The 21848-nt window shown below is 52.7% G+C and carries 20 protein-coding genes and 1 tRNA gene; 9 read left to right on the plus strand and 12 right to left on the minus strand.

What is annotated here, in order from left to right:
* Positions 1-26: 26 nt before the first annotated feature.
* From AC2IAX_RS05575 to AC2IAX_RS05590, 4 genes are all read right to left on the minus strand, one after another.
* Positions 27-434: a DUF3110 domain-containing protein gene (locus AC2IAX_RS05575; protein WP_494389695.1), complete on the minus strand. Its 408-nt coding sequence runs from the start codon at positions 432-434 to the stop codon at positions 27-29.
* Between the two features lie 188 nt (positions 435-622).
* On the minus strand, positions 623-3397 hold the full coding sequence (locus tag AC2IAX_RS05580) for an EAL domain-containing protein (RefSeq protein WP_494389696.1): 2775 nt from the start codon (positions 3395-3397) through the stop codon (positions 623-625).
* A gap of 135 nt (positions 3398-3532) precedes the next feature.
* On the minus strand, positions 3533-4729 hold the full coding sequence (locus AC2IAX_RS05585) for a hybrid sensor histidine kinase/response regulator (protein WP_494389697.1): 1197 nt from the start codon (positions 4727-4729) through the stop codon (positions 3533-3535).
* 51 nt (positions 4730-4780) lie between these two features.
* On the minus strand, positions 4781-8545 hold the full coding sequence (locus tag AC2IAX_RS05590) for a GAF domain-containing protein (protein ID WP_494389698.1): 3765 nt from the start codon (positions 8543-8545) through the stop codon (positions 4781-4783).
* 1021 nt (positions 8546-9566) lie between these two features.
* Between AC2IAX_RS05590 and AC2IAX_RS05595 the strand changes: the two genes are divergently transcribed.
* Positions 9567-10556 carry an aldo/keto reductase gene (locus AC2IAX_RS05595; protein ID WP_494389699.1) on the plus strand — a complete coding sequence of 330 codons (990 nt, stop codon included), beginning with the start codon at positions 9567-9569 and terminating at the stop codon, positions 10554-10556.
* 17 nt (positions 10557-10573) lie between these two features.
* Here AC2IAX_RS05595 and AC2IAX_RS05600 read toward each other — a convergent pair whose 3' ends face one another.
* The 4 genes from AC2IAX_RS05600 to AC2IAX_RS05615 all read right to left on the minus strand — a co-directional run bounded on the left by AC2IAX_RS05600 (position 10574) and on the right by AC2IAX_RS05615 (position 12491).
* Positions 10574-10819: a CHAT domain-containing protein gene (locus AC2IAX_RS05600; protein ID WP_494389700.1), complete on the minus strand. Its 246-nt coding sequence runs from the start codon at positions 10817-10819 to the stop codon at positions 10574-10576.
* Between the two features lie 110 nt (positions 10820-10929).
* Positions 10930-11385 (minus strand): type II toxin-antitoxin system VapC family toxin, encoded by a 456-nt coding sequence (locus AC2IAX_RS05605; RefSeq protein WP_494389701.1) that lies wholly within the window; start codon positions 11383-11385, stop codon positions 10930-10932.
* On the minus strand, positions 11382-11630 hold the full coding sequence (locus AC2IAX_RS05610; protein ID WP_494389702.1) for a hypothetical protein: 249 nt from the start codon (positions 11628-11630) through the stop codon (positions 11382-11384). The genes AC2IAX_RS05605 and AC2IAX_RS05610 overlap by 4 nt, the downstream gene beginning before the upstream one ends.
* Before the next feature lie 42 nt (positions 11631-11672).
* Positions 11673-12491: a Uma2 family endonuclease gene (locus AC2IAX_RS05615; RefSeq protein ID WP_494389703.1), complete on the minus strand. Its 819-nt coding sequence runs from the start codon at positions 12489-12491 to the stop codon at positions 11673-11675.
* A gap of 93 nt (positions 12492-12584) precedes the next feature.
* Between AC2IAX_RS05615 and AC2IAX_RS05620 the strand changes: the two genes are divergently transcribed.
* The gene (locus tag AC2IAX_RS05620) at positions 12585-12878 is read left to right on the plus strand and encodes a nucleotidyltransferase family protein (RefSeq protein ID WP_494389704.1); all 294 of its coding nucleotides are present in this window, start codon (positions 12585-12587) and stop codon (positions 12876-12878) included.
* 50 nt (positions 12879-12928) lie between these two features.
* Positions 12929-13300, plus strand: coding sequence for a nucleotidyltransferase family protein (locus AC2IAX_RS05625; protein WP_494389705.1), 372 nt, complete (start codon positions 12929-12931; stop codon positions 13298-13300).
* Here AC2IAX_RS05625 and AC2IAX_RS05630 read toward each other — a convergent pair.
* The gene (locus AC2IAX_RS05630) at positions 13297-14415 is read right to left on the minus strand and encodes a hypothetical protein (protein ID WP_494389706.1); all 1119 of its coding nucleotides are present in this window, start codon (positions 14413-14415) and stop codon (positions 13297-13299) included. The two genes, AC2IAX_RS05625 and AC2IAX_RS05630, sit on opposite strands and share 4 nt — an antisense overlap.
* Positions 14416-14570: 155 nt before the next feature.
* Positions 14571-15875, minus strand: a complete 1305-nt coding sequence (locus tag AC2IAX_RS05635; RefSeq protein ID WP_494389707.1) for a hypothetical protein — start codon at positions 15873-15875, stop codon at positions 14571-14573.
* A 242-nt stretch (positions 15876-16117) separates the two neighbouring features.
* Here AC2IAX_RS05635 and AC2IAX_RS05640 point away from each other — a divergent pair.
* The 4 genes from AC2IAX_RS05640 to AC2IAX_RS05655 all read left to right on the plus strand — a co-directional run bounded on the left by AC2IAX_RS05640 (position 16118) and on the right by AC2IAX_RS05655 (position 18409).
* Positions 16118-16188, plus strand: a tRNA-Gly gene (locus AC2IAX_RS05640).
* Positions 16189-16296: 108 nt separating this feature from the next.
* Positions 16297-17541 carry a lipid-A-disaccharide synthase-related protein gene (locus tag AC2IAX_RS05645; protein ID WP_494389708.1) on the plus strand — a complete coding sequence of 415 codons (1245 nt, stop codon included), beginning with the start codon at positions 16297-16299 and terminating at the stop codon, positions 17539-17541.
* Positions 17542-17663: 122 nt separating this feature from the next.
* Positions 17664-17996, plus strand: a complete 333-nt coding sequence (gene clpS, locus AC2IAX_RS05650; protein ID WP_494389709.1) for an ATP-dependent Clp protease adapter ClpS — start codon at positions 17664-17666, stop codon at positions 17994-17996.
* A 143-nt stretch (positions 17997-18139) separates the two neighbouring features.
* On the plus strand, positions 18140-18409 hold the full coding sequence (locus AC2IAX_RS05655) for a DUF2103 domain-containing protein (protein ID WP_242027903.1): 270 nt from the start codon (positions 18140-18142) through the stop codon (positions 18407-18409).
* Positions 18410-18760: 351 nt separating this feature from the next.
* On the opposite strand, the gene ribH is transcribed toward AC2IAX_RS05655, so the two are convergent.
* Together ribH and psbZ are read right to left on the minus strand one after the other, a co-directional pair.
* A complete protein-coding gene (gene ribH, locus AC2IAX_RS05660; RefSeq protein ID WP_494389710.1) occupies positions 18761-19306 on the minus strand; it encodes a 6,7-dimethyl-8-ribityllumazine synthase in 546 nt (181 codons plus the stop codon).
* A 187-nt stretch (positions 19307-19493) separates the two neighbouring features.
* Positions 19494-19682, minus strand: coding sequence for a photosystem II reaction center protein PsbZ (gene psbZ / locus AC2IAX_RS05665; RefSeq protein ID WP_099532929.1), 189 nt, complete (start codon positions 19680-19682; stop codon positions 19494-19496).
* 420 nt (positions 19683-20102) lie between these two features.
* Between psbZ and psb30 the strand changes: the two genes are divergently transcribed.
* Positions 20103-20234, plus strand: a complete 132-nt coding sequence (psb30, locus tag AC2IAX_RS05670) for a photosystem II reaction center protein Ycf12/Psb30 (RefSeq protein WP_099532928.1) — start codon at positions 20103-20105, stop codon at positions 20232-20234.
* A 671-nt stretch (positions 20235-20905) separates the two neighbouring features.
* A complete protein-coding gene (locus AC2IAX_RS05675) occupies positions 20906-21787 on the plus strand; it encodes a sigma-70 family RNA polymerase sigma factor (RefSeq protein WP_494389711.1) in 882 nt (293 codons plus the stop codon).
* Positions 21788-21848 lie beyond the last annotated feature (61 nt).

Genomic DNA, 21848 nt, shown 5'->3' on the forward strand with positions numbered 1-21848 from the left:
CGATTGGATATCGAGGGCAGGCATCTCTAGAGCAATCCCTCCAATCGCCGTCGGATCCGCTCCAGCTCGGCAGCACTCATGGATCCGGCATCCTCTTCACTGGGCGTGGGCGGCGCTTCACCCTCCACTTGCCAACTCATGTCATCGGTCGATCGATTGGTTTCCATCGGGATCGCCAATTCCCCTTGGGCCACCAACTGGCACTCGTAGCCCGCTTCTTTGCAAAACTCCCGCACTTCGTCATCCTCAATCGGCTCCACGGTGGCCAAGGGAAAATCCTGAGCCTCTAGCAAGCCCGCATAGCGAGTGGCATCGTCCTCGTCCTCAAACATCAGGACACAGTTACGTTCCACACCTTCCCCATCTCGCAGCCAAATGCTGTAGATTCCTTCATTTTCGGTGCGGGCGTTGAAGAGTAGAACGAAGACGCGCATAGTGAATCGTGAAATTGACCAAGGACACAACCCGATCGCCCGCAAGGGTCGCAGCCAGCCAACGGGCGATCGGGCGGTTAGCGCCTATCATCTTAAGGGGTTTGATGGTGGAATTTGCGAACAGCGACATTATGCACACCCAGCTTCCGCAAACCCAATTTCCAATCGCCATCCATTTGCCCCATCCCCTAAACCGACGAACCGGGACAAGACCCCGATCGGGACTGGTCATGGCTCATCAAGCTTTGATTGATCACACTTCGTCGCTCCTCTTCGATCAATTCGGGATTTGATCCCTGGGCAAAAAACTGGCGCTCAATTTCCTGCGGGGGAAGCGGCTTCGCAAACAAATAGCCCTGGCCCAATTCACAGCCCAACTGCTCCAGCCACCGCAATTGCTGCTGGGTTTCCACCCCCTCCGCCACCACATCCAAACCCAACTGATTACTGAGGGCCACGATCGTGCTGACCACTTGGAAATTGCGATTTCCTTTTTCCATTTGCCCCACAAACGATCGATCAATTTTTAAATAGTCAGCGGGCAATCGGTGCAAGTAGCTTAAGGATGAGTAGCCTGTTCCAAAGTCATCAATGCTGATTTGAATATGGTGACGTTTTAGCTCCGTCAACAGCTCGATCGTCTGATTAATATCTTCAATTAACATACTCTCCGTAATTTCCAGGGTCAGATAATGCGGCTCCAAACCCACTTCATCCAACGTTTGCAAGATTTCTGAAACCATCGTTGGTTTTCGCAACTCCTGCGCCGAAAGATTCACACTCATCTTCAAGGGTGCAAACTCCGGGAAAGACCGTTGCCAATGCAGCAATTGTTGGCAGGCCTGGCGCAAAATCCACCGACTCAGTTGTTGAATCACGCCCGTTTCTTCCGCCACGGGAATAAATTCTGCCGGAGAAATCCAGCCCCGCGTTGCATGATGCCAACGGGCCAAAGCCTCGAAACCCACCAATTGGCCTTTGGCTAAATTAATCACCGGTTGATAGTAAACCCGGAATTCTTCTTGGGTTAGGGCCTTGCGCAAATCGGTTTCCAAGGTCAGGCGATTGATCGCCTGGTGGTGCATTTCTGCTCCAAAAATCTTGTAGGTGCTGCGCCCCGATGACTTGGCGCGGTACATCGCAATATCCGCATCCCGCAACAAATTCGAGGGGTGATCGTAGTCGGCGCTGCCCAACACAATGCCAATGCTGGCAGTAATCACAATTTCATAATCATTAATGGCGATCGGCTTTTCAAAGCTGCTGAGAATTCCCTCCGCCATGCGCACCGCCGCATCCAAGCTTTCCAAATCTTCTAAAAGAATCACAAACTCATCTCCCCCCACTCGGGCGAGAAAGTCGCTGAAGCGCAAATAGCTTTTGAGGTTTTGGGCCATTTGCACTAGCAGCCGATCGCCAATTAAGTGCCCCAAGCTATCATTAATCACCTTGAACTGATCTAAATCTAAAAACAGCACCGCATAGCGATAACTGCTAACCCGCTTTGAACGGTTAATGGCCAACTCCAAGCGCTCCGTTAAGAGCGATCGGTTGGGCAGATTCGTCAGCAAATCATGTAGGGCATTGTGCAGAATTTGGGCTTCGGCTCGCTTCAGGGCGCTGATATCCGTCACCGTGCCCACATAGCCCACCACCTGATCTTGGGCATCGTATTCCGCCACCACTTGTCCAAAAACCCAAGGTTCTTCGTGACAATCACTGCGCAAGCGATATTCCAACTGAAAGGGCCGCTGTTCGTTCACAAATCGCTGCCATTCGTCTTGGAATTTCACCTGATCATCCGGGTGAATGTAATCTAGCCAACCCATCCCCATGGCCGCTCGGGTGGAGTAACCCGTAATCTGCGACCATCGTTGATTCACGTAAAGACATTGATGATTGGCATCCGTGCGGAAAATTCCAACGGGCACTGCATTGGCCAGGTTGATATAGCGCTGTTCGCTTTCCCGCAGCCGCACTTCCGTTTGTCGTCGTTCGTTTAGCTCCGTTTGCAATTGATGATAGGCCTGGGCCTGCTGAAGGGCGATCGCCAATTGTGTTGAAAGCTGTTTTAAAAATTCCTGTTCTTCCGTGGGCCAATGCTCTGAGCTTTGACAGTTAAGGACGCTTAAAAATCCCCAGAGCTTTTCATTTTGCAAGATGGGCACGGCAAGCTGTTGACAGTGAGCGGTTCGTGGAAATTTTTCAGGACAATCGGTCATCAAGTCCTGAAAATGAACCGTGGCATCATCGCCTTTTTCAAGCTGATAGGCTTGCAGTTTGACGCGGCTCAGGTGGATTTGGTCACGATCTTTCAAGAGCGGAGCCATGGTCGGATCCTGGGCCGCGGCCACCACCGTGGCCACTTCGCTGTTGTGATCCGCAATTGAGGATTGTAGTTGCCAAATGGCAACCGCACGGCACTGGAAGAGTTGTTGCACTTCCTGAACCGTGGTTTCAACAATTTCGTTGAAATCAAAGGACGCACAAATCTGAGTAGCAATAATTGATAAAACCCGATCGCGCTCGGCCTTTGCTTGGAGCGCTGCGGTGCGGGTTTGGACTTGCTGTTCAAGATCAATATAGGTTTGTTTAATTCGCAACATTGACTGCACGCGCGCTCGCAGTTCAATGCCGTTAATGGGCTTAGTAATGAAGTCATCGGCCCCAGCCGCCATACAGCGGGCCAGGTCTTTTTTTTCCGTTAGCGCCGTGACAATGACGATCGGGACGGTGTGCCAATTGGGCATGGCTTTGATGCGAGCGCAAACCTCAATCCCATCCAACCCAGGCATCATCACATCCAACAGGATCACATCCGGTTGAAAAAGGTCTAGGGACTCAAGGGCATCAATGCCGTTGGAAACGTAGTGTAACTGGTAGGGGCGATCGCTCAGTAACGATTCAATGACATCGAAATTATCCGGCTCATCGTCAACTACCAGAACTGAACTGTAAGCCATGACTGCGTAATCATAAATGAGGAAAAGACAACGGAAGCAGAGATTTTCCCTATCTTAGCCTGTTTCCCATCTTGTCCCTGTGATCTCGTGCCTGTCATTGAAAGTTAACTGTCTAGTCATGAACAAGCACCAACCCTAAACCATGGCCATTTGAGGTTGAACTGCGAGGGGTAATTTTACCGTCACCGTGGTTTCTTGATCTACAACACTTTGGATCAGGAGTGAGCCACCATAGCGATCGATCAATTTTTGAACGATCGCCAACCCCAACCCGAGCCCCTGTTGTTCATAACTGCGGCGCTCAAATTGAATAAACGCTCCAATTTGGGCAATTTGCAATTCAGTCATGCCGCGCCCTTGATTCGTAATGGATAAGTACAACCAGGAATCCATCGGCTCCGTTTTAATCGTGATCGGCGTACCTGCCTGGGAAAACTTGATGGCATTGTCCAGCAATTCCTCAATAATGGTTTGCAAATGCTTGATCGACATGCACAGTTGCGCAGTAGCCAAATCCAAAACCAAATCAGCCGATCGCTTAACCGAGTTCGCCTGAGAGCCTGAAGCGTTGGCAATCCACTCAGCGCTGTCAATGGTTTCCAGCGCAATCTCAGGAATTGCCCCTTCGGCCTTGACTGCCATCGCTGAATTATTCACTAATTTCAGGCTGCTATCACGGACGAGCTGAATGTAGTTCAGGTAGCGGCGGCTGACCCGCTCCAGACGCATGGTTGAGGTTTTAGCAAGCTGCAATAGCTCTGCGATTTCCTCATGATCCATATCCTCATGTTCCTCAATGAGAATTCCCAGAACACCAAAAATTCCATTTAAAGGGGTATTTAATTCGTGAGGCAAACTCATCGACAAACTGCCTCGCAATTCATCAAGACTACCCTGAAGAATATCGATCGTTCTTTCTTGTAATTGGGATAGTTCTTGGATGCTTTGATACTGCTGCCGAATGCGCAGCATCGATTGCACTCGCGCCCTCAGTTCTGTACTGTTAACCGGCTTGCTGATAAAGTCATCGGCTCCTGCTTGGATGCAGCGAGCCAGATCCTCCTTATCACTGAGAGCAGTGACCATAATAATTGGCACTGATTTCCATTCGGGCATCGCCTTAATTTTTTGGCAGGTGGTGATCCCATCCAGCTCGGGCATCATCACATCCAACAAAATCACATCGGGCTGGAAAACATGTAGAGATTTCAGCGCCTCTAGACCATTCCAGGCATAGTGGAGTTGATAATCCTGGTCGCTCAAGAAAGCTTCAATAACATCAAAGTTATCCGGCTCATCATCAACAACTAAAATGGAAGGAATGGTCATCATTTGTCTCCTGCTATTCTGTGCTTTTCCAAGAGATTTCAGCGTCATGCTCCGCTATTTAGCAGCTAATAGCTCTTGGATCTTGACTGCTAGTTGCTTGAGCTTGATTGGCTTTGTGAAGTAGTCATTTGCACCCGCGCTGAGACAGCGTTCTCGATCGCCTGGCATCGCCAACGCTGTGAGAGCAATGATCATTGTACTCGCCAGTTCTGGGGTTTGTCTAATTTGCCGCATTGCCGTTAAGCCATCCAGATTGGGCATTTGAATATCCATGAGGATGAGATCGGGGTGATGCAGTTTTGCCATCTCGATCGCTTGCACACCATCCTTTGCTAGCAGAATTTGATAGTTCTTAGCCTTTAAGTAACTGGAAATGGTATTAACATTGGCTTCATTATCCTCCACCAGCAAAATCACGGTTGGGCGGGGTTGATCCATCGCAATTGTGGCTGGGAAGGTCTCCAGTTGGGGCGCAGGGACAGTGACTGGCGCATTCGCCAATTCCATCACCGGAAAACAAACTTCAAAGCAACTCCCAACCCCAACTTCACTGGTCACGGACACCAGCCCTTGGTGCATTTCCACCATGCGCTTCACGAGCGATAAGCCCAGCCCCGTTCCAGCATATTGACGACTGAGCGAGCTATCAATCTGGATAAAAGGTTTAAAGAGTTTTTCAAGATCAACAGCAGAAATTCCAATCCCGGTATCTGTCACCTTGAAGGAAATAAACGATGGGGAGCGCTTGGTATTTTGGGCGTGCGCATCTTGAATTTCCGTAGACTGAGCATCAGAATTAGTAAAGTACTTTAAGGTGTTAGTGGGTCGTTCAAAAATTTGCGAAACCGTTAAGGTCACTTGGCCTCCATCAGCCGTGAATTTAATGGCATTGCTCAACAAATTAATTAATACCTGACGCACACGGCGCTCATCCACAAAAATATCCGGGAGGGTGGGCTGAATGGTCACCCCAAGCTGAATTTGTTTTTTCAACGCCTGTTGCTTAACAAAGGTAATGGTTGCTTGACAGAGTTGATTGATTTGAGTAGGTTCTCGATTCAGAAGAATTTGACCGGATTCAATTTTGGCCAAATCTAGAATGTCGTTAATTAGCTCCAACAAATGCGTGCCACTGCGCTCGATCGTTTTCAGGGCTTGCCCTTGGCGGTTATTAATTTCTCCATAAATTCCGTCCTGAATGACCTCAGCCATGCCCAAAATTGCATTCAAAGGGGTACGCAATTCGTGGCTCATATTAGCCAAAAATTCATCCTTGAGCTTCGTGGCCCTGGCCAGTTGCAAATTGCTTTCTTGCAGTTGGGCATAGAGTTCTGATTGCTGAATAGCGATCGAGCATTGTTCGGCCAGCCGTTGCATAAATTCCACTTCCCCAGTACACCAATAGCGCTGGGAACTGCACTGATGGGCAATTAACAGCCCCCACAGTTGATTCGATTTTTGCTCAATAATTGGCACGGCAAGCTTAGCTCGAATTTGCAGGGTTTGCATGAAGCTAGCCAGACAGTTAGCTAAATGCTCGTGATCCCGATCGGTAATGGTGCAAACATAACCATTCATATATTTCTGATAGCAACTATCCGGGAACACTTCTGCACTAAATTCCATGCCCAAGAGGCTAGGGCAATGGTCAATCCGAGATTCAGCAACAATTTTGCCGCTACTTTGTTCATAGACTTTGTAAATGACGACTCGATCGGCAAATAAGATTTGTCGAGCCTCTTCCGCCGTATTGAACAAAACAGATTCCAATTCCAAGGATTGGCGAATTCGTCGGATCACGGAACTGAGCACTTTTTCTTTTTCAAATAGCCGCCGAAACTGCTCCTCACTACTTTTGAGAGCTGTTGTTCGCTCCAGCACTTTCGCTTCCAAATCTTGGTTGAGTTGTTGCAGTGCGGTTTCCGATTTTTTCTGGTTGGTAATATCCGTGATCGTAGTAATGTAGCCCACCACTTCTTCATGGTCGGAATATTCGGGCACGGATTGGGCCAACACCCAACAAACACCAGCTTGATAACGCTGAATTCGGTATTCCAGCGAAAAGGGCTGTTGTTGTTTGCGGTAATGACGCATTTCTTCAATCACCCAGGCGCGATCGTCCGGATGAATTGAACGCTCCCAGCCAATTTGATGAATAACCCTCGCTGACAGTCCCAAAATGTCGCAGAATCGTTGATTAACGTAAAGGCTTTTGCCCTTTAAATTGGTTCGAATAATTCCTACGGGAATTGCTTTGGCTAAGCTGACATAGCGACGCTCGCTCGCTCGTAATTTTTCTTCGGTTTGTCGTCGTTCATGGAGTTCCGTTTGTAGTTGTTCATAGGCCGTTGCCTGCTGAATGGCAATTTCCAAATGCATGGCCAAATGCTGCACCAGTTGAATATCTTCCGATCGCCAATAGCGCGGATGATTGCTTTCCACAACGGCCAACAGTCCCCAAAAATTTTCCTGCTGAAACAGGGGAATCAAAATCTTGGCACGGACTTGCAACCGTTCGAGCAATTGACGATGACAAGGGGTCATTTGGGCGGCATAGATATCATTCACGACGCGCACATGGCCTTGCTTAGTCAGGGGGCTGAGTCCTTCCACGAAGCAGCAGTCTTTCACGGAGTTACTGGGCACGGCCAAGCTGGGATCTAGCAAAGCCACCGCCGCAATCACCATCGTTTGATCGGCTTGGAATTGCCAAATTTCGGCGCGATCGGACTGAACCAGGTTTCGCAGTTCTTGAACTGTAGAATTTAAAATTTCCGATAAATTTAAAGACGATCGAATTTGAGAAGCCACATTGGCAATTAATCGATCGCGCTCCGCTTGCCGTTGCAAAGAAGCCGTGCGATCAATAATTTGTTGCTCCAGCTCAGACGTTCGCTGCTCCAAAAGGGCCAATTTTTCTGCTTCCAACTGAGAAATCTTATGCTCTAGGCTAATGCCCCATTGATATAGCTCGGAGGAATTCAGCAGTTTCAAAATGCTCCGTTGAGTCACCAAACCCAAGAGCGATCCATCATCACGCACCACCACCACCTGCTGAATATCCTGGCGGGTCATAAATTGTTGCGTCAACAACAGCGAATCCTGAAGCCGAACCGGCTTTTCGATCGCCTGCATGACATCCTCAGCAATCACTCGCTCCGCCGACAAACCGAGGGTCTGAAACTGAACCAAATCCGACTCAGTAATCACACCCACTGGTTTTGGAACTGGTGGATAGTCAGCCGCTAAGATATCCGGCTCCTGGGGCTGCATCAGCACCACACAATCCGTATCCTGTTCCGCCATCAAACGAATGATCTGAGTGACGCTGGCTCTGGCGGTTTCGCAGGCTACTTCAGTCACCAAAGCATCCGCCACAGAGCGCGATCGTAACCAGTCCACCGGGTTGGTAATTCGTCGCAATCCTTCATCATTCAACAACCCAACTAACTGCCCTTGATCGTCCACTAAAGGCAGATATTCCAGACCAAACTGATCCATTAAATTAATGGCAATCAGCGCATTTTTAAATTCCGATTGCCTTAAGACACAAGGAATCGGCGACATCACTTCGCCCACTTTAACCTGATGAAAATCCACCCCTTTAGCCAGCAGCCGAACCACCGTCCGATCGCTCAAAATTCCACAGAGCTGACCCCGATCGACCACCACCACACAGCGAAACTCCGCAACCGGCAAATCAACCATCGCCGCTTCGGAATTCAACTCAGAATTCAATGGTGAGTGACTCACCTCTAACCGATCGCCCAAGGACAAATTCGGTTCAGCAACTGCTTGAGTTTGATCGCTCGCTGTCATTGCAGCAGACCCACTTAGCAAGGAACCTGAAACATCTGTTCCTAAAGTGTCATCCGCTGACAAACTGTTCTTTGAATGAACAGAATTAGTAGCTAGGTCTTGATTAGAAAATTCGAGATAGATAATAGGGCGATGATGATCATGATCTTGTGCATTCAGAGAGCAGGATTGGCAATTTTGATACATTTGCCCAATGGCATCCCAAAGGCTCGTATCCAATTCAACCTGAATTGGATGTCGCATAATGGCTTGATCTGCTTCTGCGTCCACGAGCAAGTTAGTAGCCATAATCTTAGCGATAAGCCCTAAATCCCAGAAATGCCGAGATTATCTTATTATCCTTTTAAACAAAAATTAGCAAACCTTGATGACCATCCTCGCCACAAAAATTAGCAATTATTTTCTTGTTAAATTACATTAATATTTTCGATCAGAACCAAAGGGCATTTTAGGGAACTGAAACCCGCAATCGAAAATTTATAGTTTAGATCAGAAAATTGACGAAAATCTTAAACCCAATTGAGTTTCGAGACGCATTTTATACATTCAAGAACTTTGGTTTTCATCACTCAACCATCAATTCACTGGGGGCGAAATGGTTCAACCATCGATAGGCTCAGCTAGGACGCTCAAGCTTAATTAACCCCGCTGAAATCCCTGAAAACACTGAGCATTTTCAGTCAGATGACTGGATCATCCTCCAGACCAACCGATCGAGTCGGCAGATCCAGCGCCCGGGCCCAACCAGGAAGATTCACAAAACCGGCTCCTGACGGGGATCGCCCGATCGAACCCAGTTTCTTCCCCCAAGGAGTCCCATTCCGCGTTGCTCCCTACTTTTTAATGTGCCCAAACGGGGGCCAAGAAATTGCCTCGGGAACGGCTCACCGGAGGTAATGACTGAGCCAGACCTTGGAGGGTGCTGAGTCGGATTAAATCCGGTTGTACCCCAAGTCGCCCCCCAGCAGCACCGATGCCCCATCCTTCCACTAGACTAGGAAACCGTTGGTGCAACCCGTTGATGAAACTCGGACTGATGCAGAATTCGGCGATCGCCCTGCCCGTGATGGGTTGCGGCACTTGGGCTTGGGGCAACCGGCTGCTCTGGGGTTATGACGAAACCATGGACAGCGAGTTGCAGCAGGTGTTTAACCACTGCATGGCGGCCGGCGTGACACTGTTTGACACGGGCGATTCCTACGGCACGGGACGGCTAAACGGCCGCAGTGAGCAACTTTTGGGGCAATTTGCCCGGGACTACCGGGGCCCGCAGGGCGATCGCCTCTGTTTGGCCACCAAACTCGCGGCCTATCCCTGGCGACTGACTCGGGGATCCATGGTCAGGGCCTGTGCAGCTTCAGCCAAGCGCCTGGGGCGAGTGGACTTGGCCCAACTGCACTGGTCCACGGCCAACTATGCCCCCTGGCAAGAATGGGCCCTGCTGGATGGGCTGTGCGACCTTTACGAACAAGGGCTGGTGCGCGGTGTGGGCCTCTCGAACTTTGGCCCCCAGCGGCTACGACAGGTTCACCGCCGATTCCAAGAACGCGGCATCCCGATCGCCACGTTGCAAGTGCAATATTCCCTGCTGTCCACCTACCCGGTCACGGAATTAGGCCTGAAAGAAACTTGCGATGAATTGGGGATCAAACTGATTGCCTACAGCCCCCTGGGGTTGGGTTTGCTCACGGGTAAATACAACCCCCAAACGACCCTCCCGAAGGGAATTCGCGGGGTGCTGTTTCGGCAACTATTACCGGGGCTGCAACCCTTGCTCGACTGTTTGGGGGCGATCGCCCAGGCACGTTCCAAAACCATCGCCCAAGTGGCGCTGAACTGGTGCATCGCCAAGGGCGCGATCCCGATTCCCGGGGCCAAATCCCTGATTCAGGCCAAGGAAAACACGGGGGCGATCGGCTGGTTGCTGGATGCGGGCGAGGTGGCCGAACTCGATCGGGTGGCGGCGGGCCTCGATCGGGTGATGGTGCAAAACATTTTCCAGTCGCGATAGTGGTTGCTGTTCAATCCTCACCAGCTATTGCCCGTGAGCACAAAGGGCGACCAATAGAACGGATGGGCGGGATTGGCCACCTCGCCCGATCGGGTCAGTTTCCCTTGCAAAAAGGCGAGTTGGGCTTGGCGCAAGGCTTCAGCTTTAGTCAGCTTGGGGTCAGCGGCGAGGCGGCGATAGAACTCCCGCATCAGCAGGCTAGTGGAGCGATCGTTCACGTTCCAAACGTGAACGGTCCAGTCGATCACGTGCAAAGCCGTCATTCAAGTAGCTGGAGCCGGGATAAAAACCACCTTGGAGATCGGGGCAATCAACTTTGCTGCACCATGGTTTCACCGCTCGCAATCAAATAAAAGTATTTCTACAATCCAGATTAAGCAAAAAGATGCCAATTTTCTAACTTCAGAGGAAATGCTTCTTGAATTCTCAGAAAATCACGGTCACCAGACACCACAGTAAAATCATGTTGTATAGCTGTAGCAGCAATCCATAGATCATTTTCACCAATTCCCAAACTTTCTAACCTTGTACGTCTTCGCTTAGAACGATCTTTTGGGCCAAAGCAATCAAAAATAGTGGCTTTCAATTTTCCATAAACTCGACTTGTAACGCTATCGATAGGATAAACATCTAAGTCATCAATAAGATCTTCAACAATTGAAAGATTATCGACAGGCTTCGCAGAATTTTCTGCCATGTAGATCAATTCTCCTTCAGTGATCGCAGAAATACCGATACTCTCAACCCCAACCAATTCAATCTGATCAATTACAGAACGATCATTCGCCAAAATATAGCTACAGTGATTCGTATCAAGGAGGTAAGTCAAAATTCTGCCTCCCCTCGATTGTTGTGAACTAAATCTAGACAATCCAACAAATCATCCCCCGCCCATTTTCCCGCATGACGCAACGGCGATCGCCCCGATCGCGGTCGATAAAATCCCCCTGATGCCAATGCTGTTTGGCGACGCAGATAATCCACCTTTAAAAATTGAATCAGCGCCAACGCCTGCACGACCAAACCATTAGGTAAATCCCCAATTTCAGCTATCAATCGTTCTCGTACCGTCATCAGCTCACTCCCAATTCGTAAAACATCTAACCCCGATTTCACTCATCCCAACGCATCGGGATCAATGCCCAATTCCCGTAACTTATCCGCAAGCTGCTGATTCTTTGCCTGCTCCAATTGCCAACGCTCCTGAGCCGATCGCGCCTCCGCTTGCACCCGCACCAACTCCGCCTCAGATTGCAACGCCGACTCCTCCGGTGTGGGCAATAACTCCCCATCCGTACCAAAAAAGCGCAACCGCCCCTGATGACAGCCCAAATACAACCCCAACGGCTCGCTCCACAGCCACCCGCGATCATTCGGGGCGATCGCCTCATACCGCCCATTAATTAACTGAAACCCCGCCAGTTCCTCGCCCCCCTGCGGATCAAACCAAAAATAATTGGGTGTGCGGAAAATATCTTGATAAATTTGCTTTTTCTCACCGCGATCGGTCGCCGCCGTCGAAGGAGACAACAACTCAATAATCACATGGGGATATTGACCATTTTCGTTCCACACCACCCAACTTTTGCGTGGATGCGGCTCAACCCCCAACACCACAAAAAAGTCCGGCCCCCGAAAATATTCACTCTTCTTTTGATTCGGGCTGTAATAAATCGTCAGGTTGCCTGCCGCATAGAAATCAGAGCGATCGCGCCAAGCCCACTGCAAAGATTGCAACAGCAAAATAATTTGAAACAGATGCAGATCAGATTCCAAGGGCAGCTCACAACTGTCTAAATCAGCAGACGGCCAAACAATTTGATCCGACGGATCAAACCAAGGGGAAGCCGGATGGCGACTTTCAGCAGTAGCCGCCCCCGCCCCCGCATCCATCACCGGCTCAGACGACGCGCCGATCGCAGGCGAAACAGACATAGGCATCCTCCGCAAATGCTGCTCACCCCCAGTCTAGCCGCTGCCATTTCCCGCCCGATACACTAGACCACAACCACCCCGCTCGATCGCCCCATGCCGCCCTTGCCCTTCGATGTCGATCGCCTGATTTCCCTTTGCCAAGCGCACCACGTTTGCAAAATTGGTCTGTTTGGTTCCATGGCCCGAGGCGAAGCCACCGACAACAGCGACATTGACTTAGTGGTGACCTTCGATCGCCCCACTAGCCTGTTAGCTTGCATTGCCCTCGAACAAGCCCTCACCACCGCCCTCGATCGTCCCATTGACCTACTCACCGAAGGCGCAATTTCCCCCTATCTCCGCGACAATATCCTGAGCGAACTAAAGATCATCTACGACGCAAACTAACTATTTTTCACCCAATACACTAGACCACAGCCACCCCGCTCGATCGCCCCATGCCGCCCTCCGATCTCTCAGCAACAGAACTCTATCAACGCTTGCAAACCAGCCCCCAAGCGATCGCTCAGTTCTGCGAAAAATGGGCGATCGTGGAATTAGCACTGTTTGGGTCGGTTTTGCGCTCAGACTTTCGGGCCACCGGAGCCGACCCCAGCGATATTGATTTGCTTTATCAAAGTGCCCCAGAAGCGCACTATGGATTCAAATTTTTCGACTTACAAGCAGAGCTAGAAACACTGCTGCAACGCAAGGTTGATTTGATTAGCAAAAAGGGCATTGAAATGAGCCGCAATCCCCTACGTCGCCAAGCAATTCTCAACTCAGCTAAAGTTATTTATCAACATCAATCATGCTTGCTGATGCTCTAATTAGAGCAGGGTTGATTAGAACGGAGATCGAGCTGGTTGAACACAAAGTCGATCGCCTGTACTTGGCTAGTTTCTAACAAACCTTGATAGATCGATCGCGCCTCTGTGAGCGCCCTTGTCGCTTCGGGATAGTCGTTAATCACCATCGAAGCCGTCGCCAACATCAGCAATGCCTCCGCCCGCTCCACTGAAGGCGATTGCCCGATCGCAGCCAAGGCCCGCCGCGCCATCCGTTGCGCTTCCGTTCCCCGGTTCAGGTACAAATAAGCCAAGGCCAAACGCAAGTGAGCCATGGGACTTTTGGTGTCGGCTTCCGGCGACAGTTGCGCCACCACCGTCCACCACAGCTCCGGATCGTCCTCTGCCCGACTGACCGACAGGGCCAAATCCGCCCGGGCCCAACGCAGACTATCGGGCATCAGGGTGCGATCGCCCGTAATTTCCGCCCAATCGCTCGCAAATGTTTGGGCTGACTCACTGGGCAGAGACAAAACATGATTCAAGGCGTAGGTGCTGATGGGCCGATTGTTCGCGCCGATCGCCGTTACCTGCAAGCCATAGCGCCGACCGGTTAAGCGGGGGCCACGGTAGGCCAGTTGGGTCGCGGTGGTTTCTCCGTTCCAGATCGTGACCCGCCGATCGAAATCGACCCACTCCACCCGATAGCGGCGGGCGGTGGGTTCCATGGGCCAGGAGAATTGCTCAGTCTGGGGCGCAAAGTAGGTCTTGGGCACAAACTCACAATTGGCGATCGCCACCAGTTCTGCTACGCTGTCGCGGCTTCCCGTGCCTGGGCTGGGCGAACGGGACGGATTGCAGATTTCCGCCACCGATCGCGATTGGCGCACCTCATCCCAACGCACCAAGCCCTGCGGACAGCGCACATTGGCCCAACTGCGCCGCCCTTGCAGCCGTAGCTGATCCGGAGCGTCCAACCGTCGCCCGGTTTGGCGCGTCAGTCGTTGTTCGCGCCCACCCGATCGGGTTAATCTCACATCCCCTTGCCAGCTCTCCAGGCTGTAGCTGGTTTGGGCGATCGCGGGCTGGATCGGGGCGATCGCGGCGATCGCACTCAGCAGGCAACCAGTCAGCAGCAACAGGCAAGGTCGAATCATGAGCGCAGGGGCTGTCGTCAAACCGCCCAAAGTCCTAATTCCACCGTTAGCGGATCGTGTAGCAGCAAGGGGCTTAAGCCCCTTGTTACGACGGTTGGTGTACGAAAGATCAACCATTTCAACCTCGCTTCAGGAAATGACGACAGGTCCTAAGGTTAGTAAGCAGGATTAGCAGACTTCGGCGGCTTGGCGTTGGGATTTTCGAGCCGATCGCGCGCTTGTCCTTGCCAAGCATCGCCCTCGGGAGTGCCCAGTTGGGCCGCGTCGTTGGCGCACCGTTCCCAGTGGGGCAAGGCCGATCGATAGTCCTGCAACCCATCCAAGGTTTTGGCCATCAAGCAATGGGCCGCAGCGGCGCGATCGGCCCGTTTGACGATTGGTTCCAGGGCGATCGCCTTCTCCAGCCAGGATTCCGCCTCCACGTAGCGCCCCCGGGCCAACCGGGCCCAACCAAGATTTTTATAGAGACCGTAAAGCCCATCATCCAAGGCGGGATCCTTGGGCATGGGTTCACTCGCCCGCAGCGCCAACTGGGCAATCACCGCCGCCTGTTCCGGGTCTTTTTTCAACAGATACAGCCGTGAAAGATTGCTCGCCGCTTGCAAATAAAATTGCCAATCTTGGGAGCTAGCGGTTTTTTCCGGCGGATTTTTCAGGACTAATCGATAGTGAGTTTGTGCCTGATCTGGCTCGCTCACCTCGTCGGCCAAACGACCCGCCAGGTAACGCGGCTCGATCGCCTCCGACTGAAACAGCAGCGCCCGCTCATAACATTCCCCCGCCGTGGCTAGGCGGTTGTCTTTGTAGGCTTTTTCGCCCCAGCGGGTGTATTGTTCCGCCAGCAGCGGAAATCCTACCTGACGCACCGCGATGAGAAACCCCAACAGCGCCAAGGAACCCAAGCAGCCCGCCTCTTGCCAGTAGCGATCGCCAATGCCTCGGGCAATCAGCCAGCGTTTCAGCCAGGCTTGGCCCGTTTCCGTCACCAGGGTGCGGCCCGTGACCAGGGCGATCGCGCTTTGGCCCGCCACGGCCAACGACCCAAATAAATCCACCCCCGGCACAAAAAACTTGGCGGCAATATCCACAATCAAGCCCGCCGAGCCGGTCAAAAAGATGCTGCTCAGAACGTTGGCGATCGGGTCGAACCGTTCCCACCGCTGGGAACTGGGGGTTAGCGATCGCTCACGAATCAGGCGATCGACCTCGGGTTGGCGATGAGCGGGAACGGATTCCAGGGCGGCCAGGAGCCGATCGCTCCAGCCCCGCAGTTGCCGATCGAGCCGCTGCAATGGTTGCCCCACTTCCGGAGTGAGTCGATCGGGAGTCTGGGCCAGTTCCACCGCCACCCGATCGCGCAGTTCCAGCAGCTCGATCGCCTCTTCTGGGGTCAAGGGCCGGTCGATCGGCAACCGCTCCAAGGCGCGGCGATAGTTGGTCAACAGCGGCCAGGACTTCATAAACCAAGATTGCAGAACACCTGGCCACAATCTAGCCGCTGGTTTGGGGCGATCGCACCCCTCATCTTCGCAAGGGCTTTTCCATCCTGTTGGCTTCTCCGTCGTCAGAAATCCACCGCAACCCAACCCCCGATCGGGTGGCCAAAGCCAGACCGAAATTAAATTGGCCGCAGGCGGTGCGATCGGCCTTGGCTCTGATAGAATGATTGCCCGGGTTGCCAAAAACCCAACCACCAGCCTTCGCGGGCGTAGTTTAGTGGTAAAACTACAGTCTTCCAAACTGTCGTTGCGGGTTCGATTCCCGCCGCCCGCTTTGATTCTGAGCTTCGTTTTTTGAGCTAACTAGTCTTTTGAGCTGAATAATCCCCATGGATTTTGTTGTGCCTAAACGGCTGACCGAGCTGATCGATCGGTTTGTGCCATGAAGCTTCTGTGCATCAGCAATGGCCATGGTGAAGACGCGATCGCGGTGCAAATTCTGCAAGCCTTTGCACAGTTACCCACCCAGCCCGATCGATTTGCTTTGCCATTGGTGGGGGAAGGAAACGCCTACCGCCGCGCCGGAATCCCGATTATTGGCGAAGTGAAAACCCTGCCGTCGGGTGGCTTTGTCTATATGGATGCGGGCCAACTGCTGCGGGACATGCGCGGGGGGCTGGTGGGCCTGACTTGGCAACAGTGGCGATCGGTGCGGCAATGGGTGCAAACACACCGGGCAACCAGCGCGGAACCGCTGTTGGTGTTGGCGGTGGGTGACATTGTGCCCCTGTTGTTTGCTTGGGCCAGCGGTGCGCCCTATGGCTTTGTGGGCACGGCCAAATCGGAATATTACCTGCGGGATAGTCAAGGGCAGTTTTTGGGGGCCCGGCGTTGGGAGGGCTGGTCGGGTTCGGTTTATCTACCTTGGGAGCGGTGGCTGATGGGGCGATCGCGCTGTCGGGGTTTGTTCCCGCGCGACACCCTGACGGCTCAGATTTTGCGGCGTTGGCTGCCCGATCGCACCTTTGACTGCGGCAATCCAATGATGGACGGCTTCACGGGAGATTTGCCCGATTGCACTTGGCCAGAGCCGGGATCACCCTTGCGCGTGCTGCTGTTGCCGGGGTCGCGTTTTCCAGAGGCGCTGAACAATTGGCAACGAATGCTGACGGCGTTGCAAGCCTGGCCCGATTTGACCCAACGGGTGGTGATGTTGCAGGCGGCGATCGCCCCTGGAATCGATCGTGCGCCTCTTCAGCAGGCCCTTCAGCAGGCCGGCTGGCGATCGAGCACCGGGGAACAATGGCATTGCGGGTTAGCCCAGTTGGAGCTGGCTAGCGATCGATTTTGGGACTGGGCCAAGGCGGCCCACTTCGCGATCGCCACGGCCGGCACAGCCACGGAACAGGTAGTGGGCTTGGGTAAGCCGGCCATTACCCTGTCGGGCAACGGGCCCCAATTCACCCCCGCCTTTGCGGAAGCCCAAACCCGCCTGTTGGGCCCCTCCGTCACTTGGATTCAGGAGCCAACGGAACTCCCGGGGGCGATCGAACAATTACTTCGAGATCCAACCCCATGGCAGGCCAAAATCGACAATGGCCGGCAACGGTTGGGCCCGCCCGGAGCCGCTCGCCGCATTGCCGAGCAGTTGTTGAATCTGGCATTGAATCGGGCGGGCGATCGCTAGTGGTGCGATCGAGCCGCGAATCCAAATCATTTTGTTACAATTTGCATCAGTCTGATCATTGCGTATTTGGCTCAACCGATCGCTGCTTTCTGTCCCCGCAAAACTACCGCTCGATCGCCCCTATGACTGCTGTGCTCGCTCCTCAACCGTTGCATCGGGCTGCCACCACAGCCCCGGTCAAGACTCCCGAACGCGCCGATCAAACCGTCCGCAAAACCTATCCAAACTATAAAGTAATTGTCTTGAACGATGACGTGAACACCTTCAATCACGTCGCGAATTGCTTGTCGAAATATATTCCAAATATGACAACCGATCGGGCCTGGAAATTAACCTATCAAATTCATAACGAAGGGCAGGCCATCGTTTGGGTTGGCCCCCAAGAACAAGCAGAACTCTATCACCAACAACTGAGCCGCGAAGGACTAACCATGGCTCCCCTAGAAAGCGCCTAAATTCAGCGCCCCACGTCATGGCAAAATCCAAAAAACAACCCACCGCCGCCCTTCCCGCCCCCCAAGCCAACACCCGATCGCCCGAGCCAGACCAGTCCCCAAAAAACTCCAAAAAAGCCAAAACCACCCCCACTTCAGGGCGACTGGTTTGGAATCATTCCACTCATTTGGATGGACTGATTCCGATTTTGGAAAAGCTAACCCAAGTGACGGGCATCAGCACCATCACACCGGCCGTGCTCTCCCATGGCCGCAGCAACAGCCCCCAATTACAATTAAAAGTTTCCGTACCGATCCGAGGCGGCTATAAGTTAATTGCACGCAAGGGGAAAACCATTCAAGAAGTCTTTGTGATCACGGATCTCAGTGCCGAAGAACTGAAGCAGGCGATCGAACAAATTGTTACTCGTTAATACCCGTTAATGCTCGTTAATCATGATTGGTTGATCATGGCTTGTTCAATGCCGCCATCGGACGAGAGATTCCTCGCAAAACAGGTCTGGCGATCAGTGCTTAGGAAATGTCTGAAAAGTCCAGGTTGCCACTTTGCAAGTCCTATCGATCAACCCAAACAAGGGGCTTAAGGCGTGTCATCAATTCCGCCGCCGTAGGGGTTGGGTCTCCCAACCCTGACCCGAGCGATCGCTCCCAACCTGTCCACTCCACCACCGGAAGTGTCAGGAATTGCAGGGGCTGGGCGGGGAGACTGGGCAGGGAGACCCCGCCCCTACGATTGATCGCGCAACCATTCGGGTTTGGGGGTTTTAGGCTTCCGTGAGGGTGGGAGGCAAAGATCCTAAGGCGATCGGGGGCGCATCAACCGCCGGAGCCACCGCCCGCACCTGTGCCATCAAACTCGCCATTTCGAGGGCGCTCATGGCATAGTTCCAACCCAAATTGCTCTTAATCCCCGCCCGTTCCAGAGCCTGTTGCATCGTGTCCGTGGTGACAATGCCGAACACAACTGGCACACCGGTTTGGAAGCTGGCGGCGGCAATTCCCTTGGAAACTTCCGCGCAAACGTAATCGAAATGGGGCGTTTGACCGCGAATCACTGCACCCAGGCAAATCACGGCATCGTAGCGCTGACTCAGGGCCAATTGGCGGGCAACGGTGGGGATTTCAAAGCTACCGGGAACCCAAACATAGTCCACCTGACGGCCTTGGGGGTCAATATCCACCCCGTGGCGCTTGAGGCAATCTTGGCAACCGGCCAGTAATTTGCTGGTGATCAGGTCGTTAAAGCGGCCAATAACGATGGCAAATCGTTGTGATCCAGCGCGATCGAAACTTCCTTCAAAAACAGCCATGTTGCACTCAAAACTGGACTCAATTGGCCAAGAAACTCAATCTGCCAAGAAATTTGGCCAAAACAAATTAGGGGCAAGCGATCGCCCCCATCAACCTTGCTTTTAACCTTGCACAGCAGCTCAGGGCCACTGCTTTGGCTTGCGATTTGGTATTGGTTTGACTTGTGGTAGCGGCTGCGATCGAACCCTAAGCCACGAAGAAATTCAGAACGGCCACCGCAATCACCAACAGGAACCAAACACCAGAACCCAGGTACAGCAGAGGCTTGGAACGATCCCAGCTTTGGGGCAGCGCATAGGCCACTGGCACACCCACAACCAAGACCAACGACAACGCAACCAGCGCAAAAAGAACGAGTTGAAAGGCGATCGTCATAGGATTTTTCCGTATTTTCCAACACAGCGCGCTCAGGCCATGCCACCGAGCGAGCGCCCGAACGGAGATATTCTATCAAACGGATGCGTTCAGACTCGATGGGGATTGGGCGATCGGGTCAACTTCGCCGCCCAACGGTCAGCCCACGGGTAACCCTGGAAGCGAGATGGGAGCTGAGATGGATTTTTGTAAACTTTCTTAAATCTACCGAGTCGCCAACCGTAGGATAATTGAATCGATTTTTTGCAATCATGGGTGGCAACATCTGGTTCAAAAACCAGCTTGGCCCAGCCACTCGGCCCATGATCAGACCCTGATCAGAGAATCAACGAGTCATTCATGATTCAGAGCATCTCAGATCATTAATGACTCAAAAACAACTCAAAACCGATTTCAAGACCTAAAGGGACTGGGAAGACTATGGAAGCACTGACGGATGCGATCGGCGGCATTAACTGGTTGGTGGTGGGGCAACTGACCACGTTGGCACTTCTAGTGATTGCTGGCCCGGTGATTGTGTTTATTTTGGCCTTCCGGGGCGGCAACCTGTAAAAGCTTGCTAGCGGGGATGGTCTATCCCCTCAGTTTTTTGTTGCAAAAAAAAATATTGGTAGAGATGACGGAGCGGGAGCCAGTAAATGATGGCTCCCGCTTTTTATTTGGTGACTAGCTAGCTCAAGCAGTGAGTAGGGCGATCGAGGCTCACCACCTTCTCGCTGAGAGGATGTCTGAAAAGCCAAAATCGATACTCTGCACGCCTCATCGATCGACGAAGACAAGATGCTCAAGCCCCTTGCCCCCACGACTATTGGTGTATTGCCCGTGCCAAAAGACACTTTTCAGACATCCTCTGAGGGCACGTCCATACTCGAATCCACGATCAAAGTCATGACTACCCTCTCCCCAAGGGCGATCGGCTTCGTTGAGGATTCTGGGCTGAGAGTTCTGGGCTGAGGGTTTTTCGTTGAGGATTTTTTGCGCAGATTTTAGCCTTGTGATATCTGTACGAATATTGTACATTAATCAAAGTCGCCAATCGAGGTCGCCAATCAAAGTCGCCTCCAGAGCGAACGCTATTAACCAAGCTGTCGTTACAAACTCGTCCCTCAGTGACCGTTCTCGCGGGGCTGTCTGTGGGGCAATCTCTGGAGCTGCCTTTGGGGATGACTGAGGATTGCTAGCAGTCTTTTTCGGCAAGTCGCAAGCAAGAAGCACTCACGATCATGCGTAAAACCCTTGACTTTGACACGGTGCGCGTCTATTTGCAGGAAATTGGGCGAATTCCCCTCCTCACCACAGAACAGGAGCGAGAATTGGGTGCGGCCATTCGGGCCTGGCAATCCCTGCGCGATCGAGATCAGCCCCAGTCTGCGCGGGCCAAGGCGATCGCCCGGCGAGGTCGCCAGGCCAAAGCGCGGCTGGTGGCGGCTAATTTGCGGCTGGTGGTGTCCATTGCTAAGCACTACACCGGTCGGGGCCTGGATTTGCTGGATCTGATTCAGGAGGGCAGCTTGGGGCTGGATCGCGCCGCCGAAAAATTTGATGAGCGCTTGGGCTACAAGTTCAGCACCTATGCCACTTGGTGGATTCGGCAAGCGGTGGCCCGGGCCCTGGCCAACCAAAGCCGGACGATTCGGCTACCGATTCAGGTGAACGATCGTCTGCGGAAGGTGCGGAAGGTGACAGCTCAACTGTCGGGGCAGTTGGGCCACCCGCCCACCACGGCACAGGTGGCGGCGGCGATGGAGCTGACGGTTACGGAATTGCAGACGTTGCTGGCCTACGGTCGGCCGCCCAAGAGTTTGGATGCGCCGCTGACGAATCACTGCGATTCTGACCATGCGATCGACCTGATTCCTGATGCCAGTGTGAATCTGGATCAGGTGTTGGATGCGGTGGACGATCGCGCCGCTTTGGTGACCCTGTTGGGCCTGTTGGATCAACGGGAGCGACTGGTGGTGATGCGGCGGTTTGGCTTAATTCAAGGGGATGCCCGACTGGCGGCGATCGGGGCAGATTTGAACCTCACCCGCGAACGGATTCGCCAAATTGAACGGACTGCCCTTTCCAAGATGCGCGCCGCCGCCGCCACGATGCTGTCCTAGGGAAGGCGCGGGCATACGCGGGATTTGGCGTTTGATCAGCCGTCGATTCAGTTGATTCAAT

It is taken from the genome of Limnothrix sp. HT2024 (assembly GCF_059138625.1).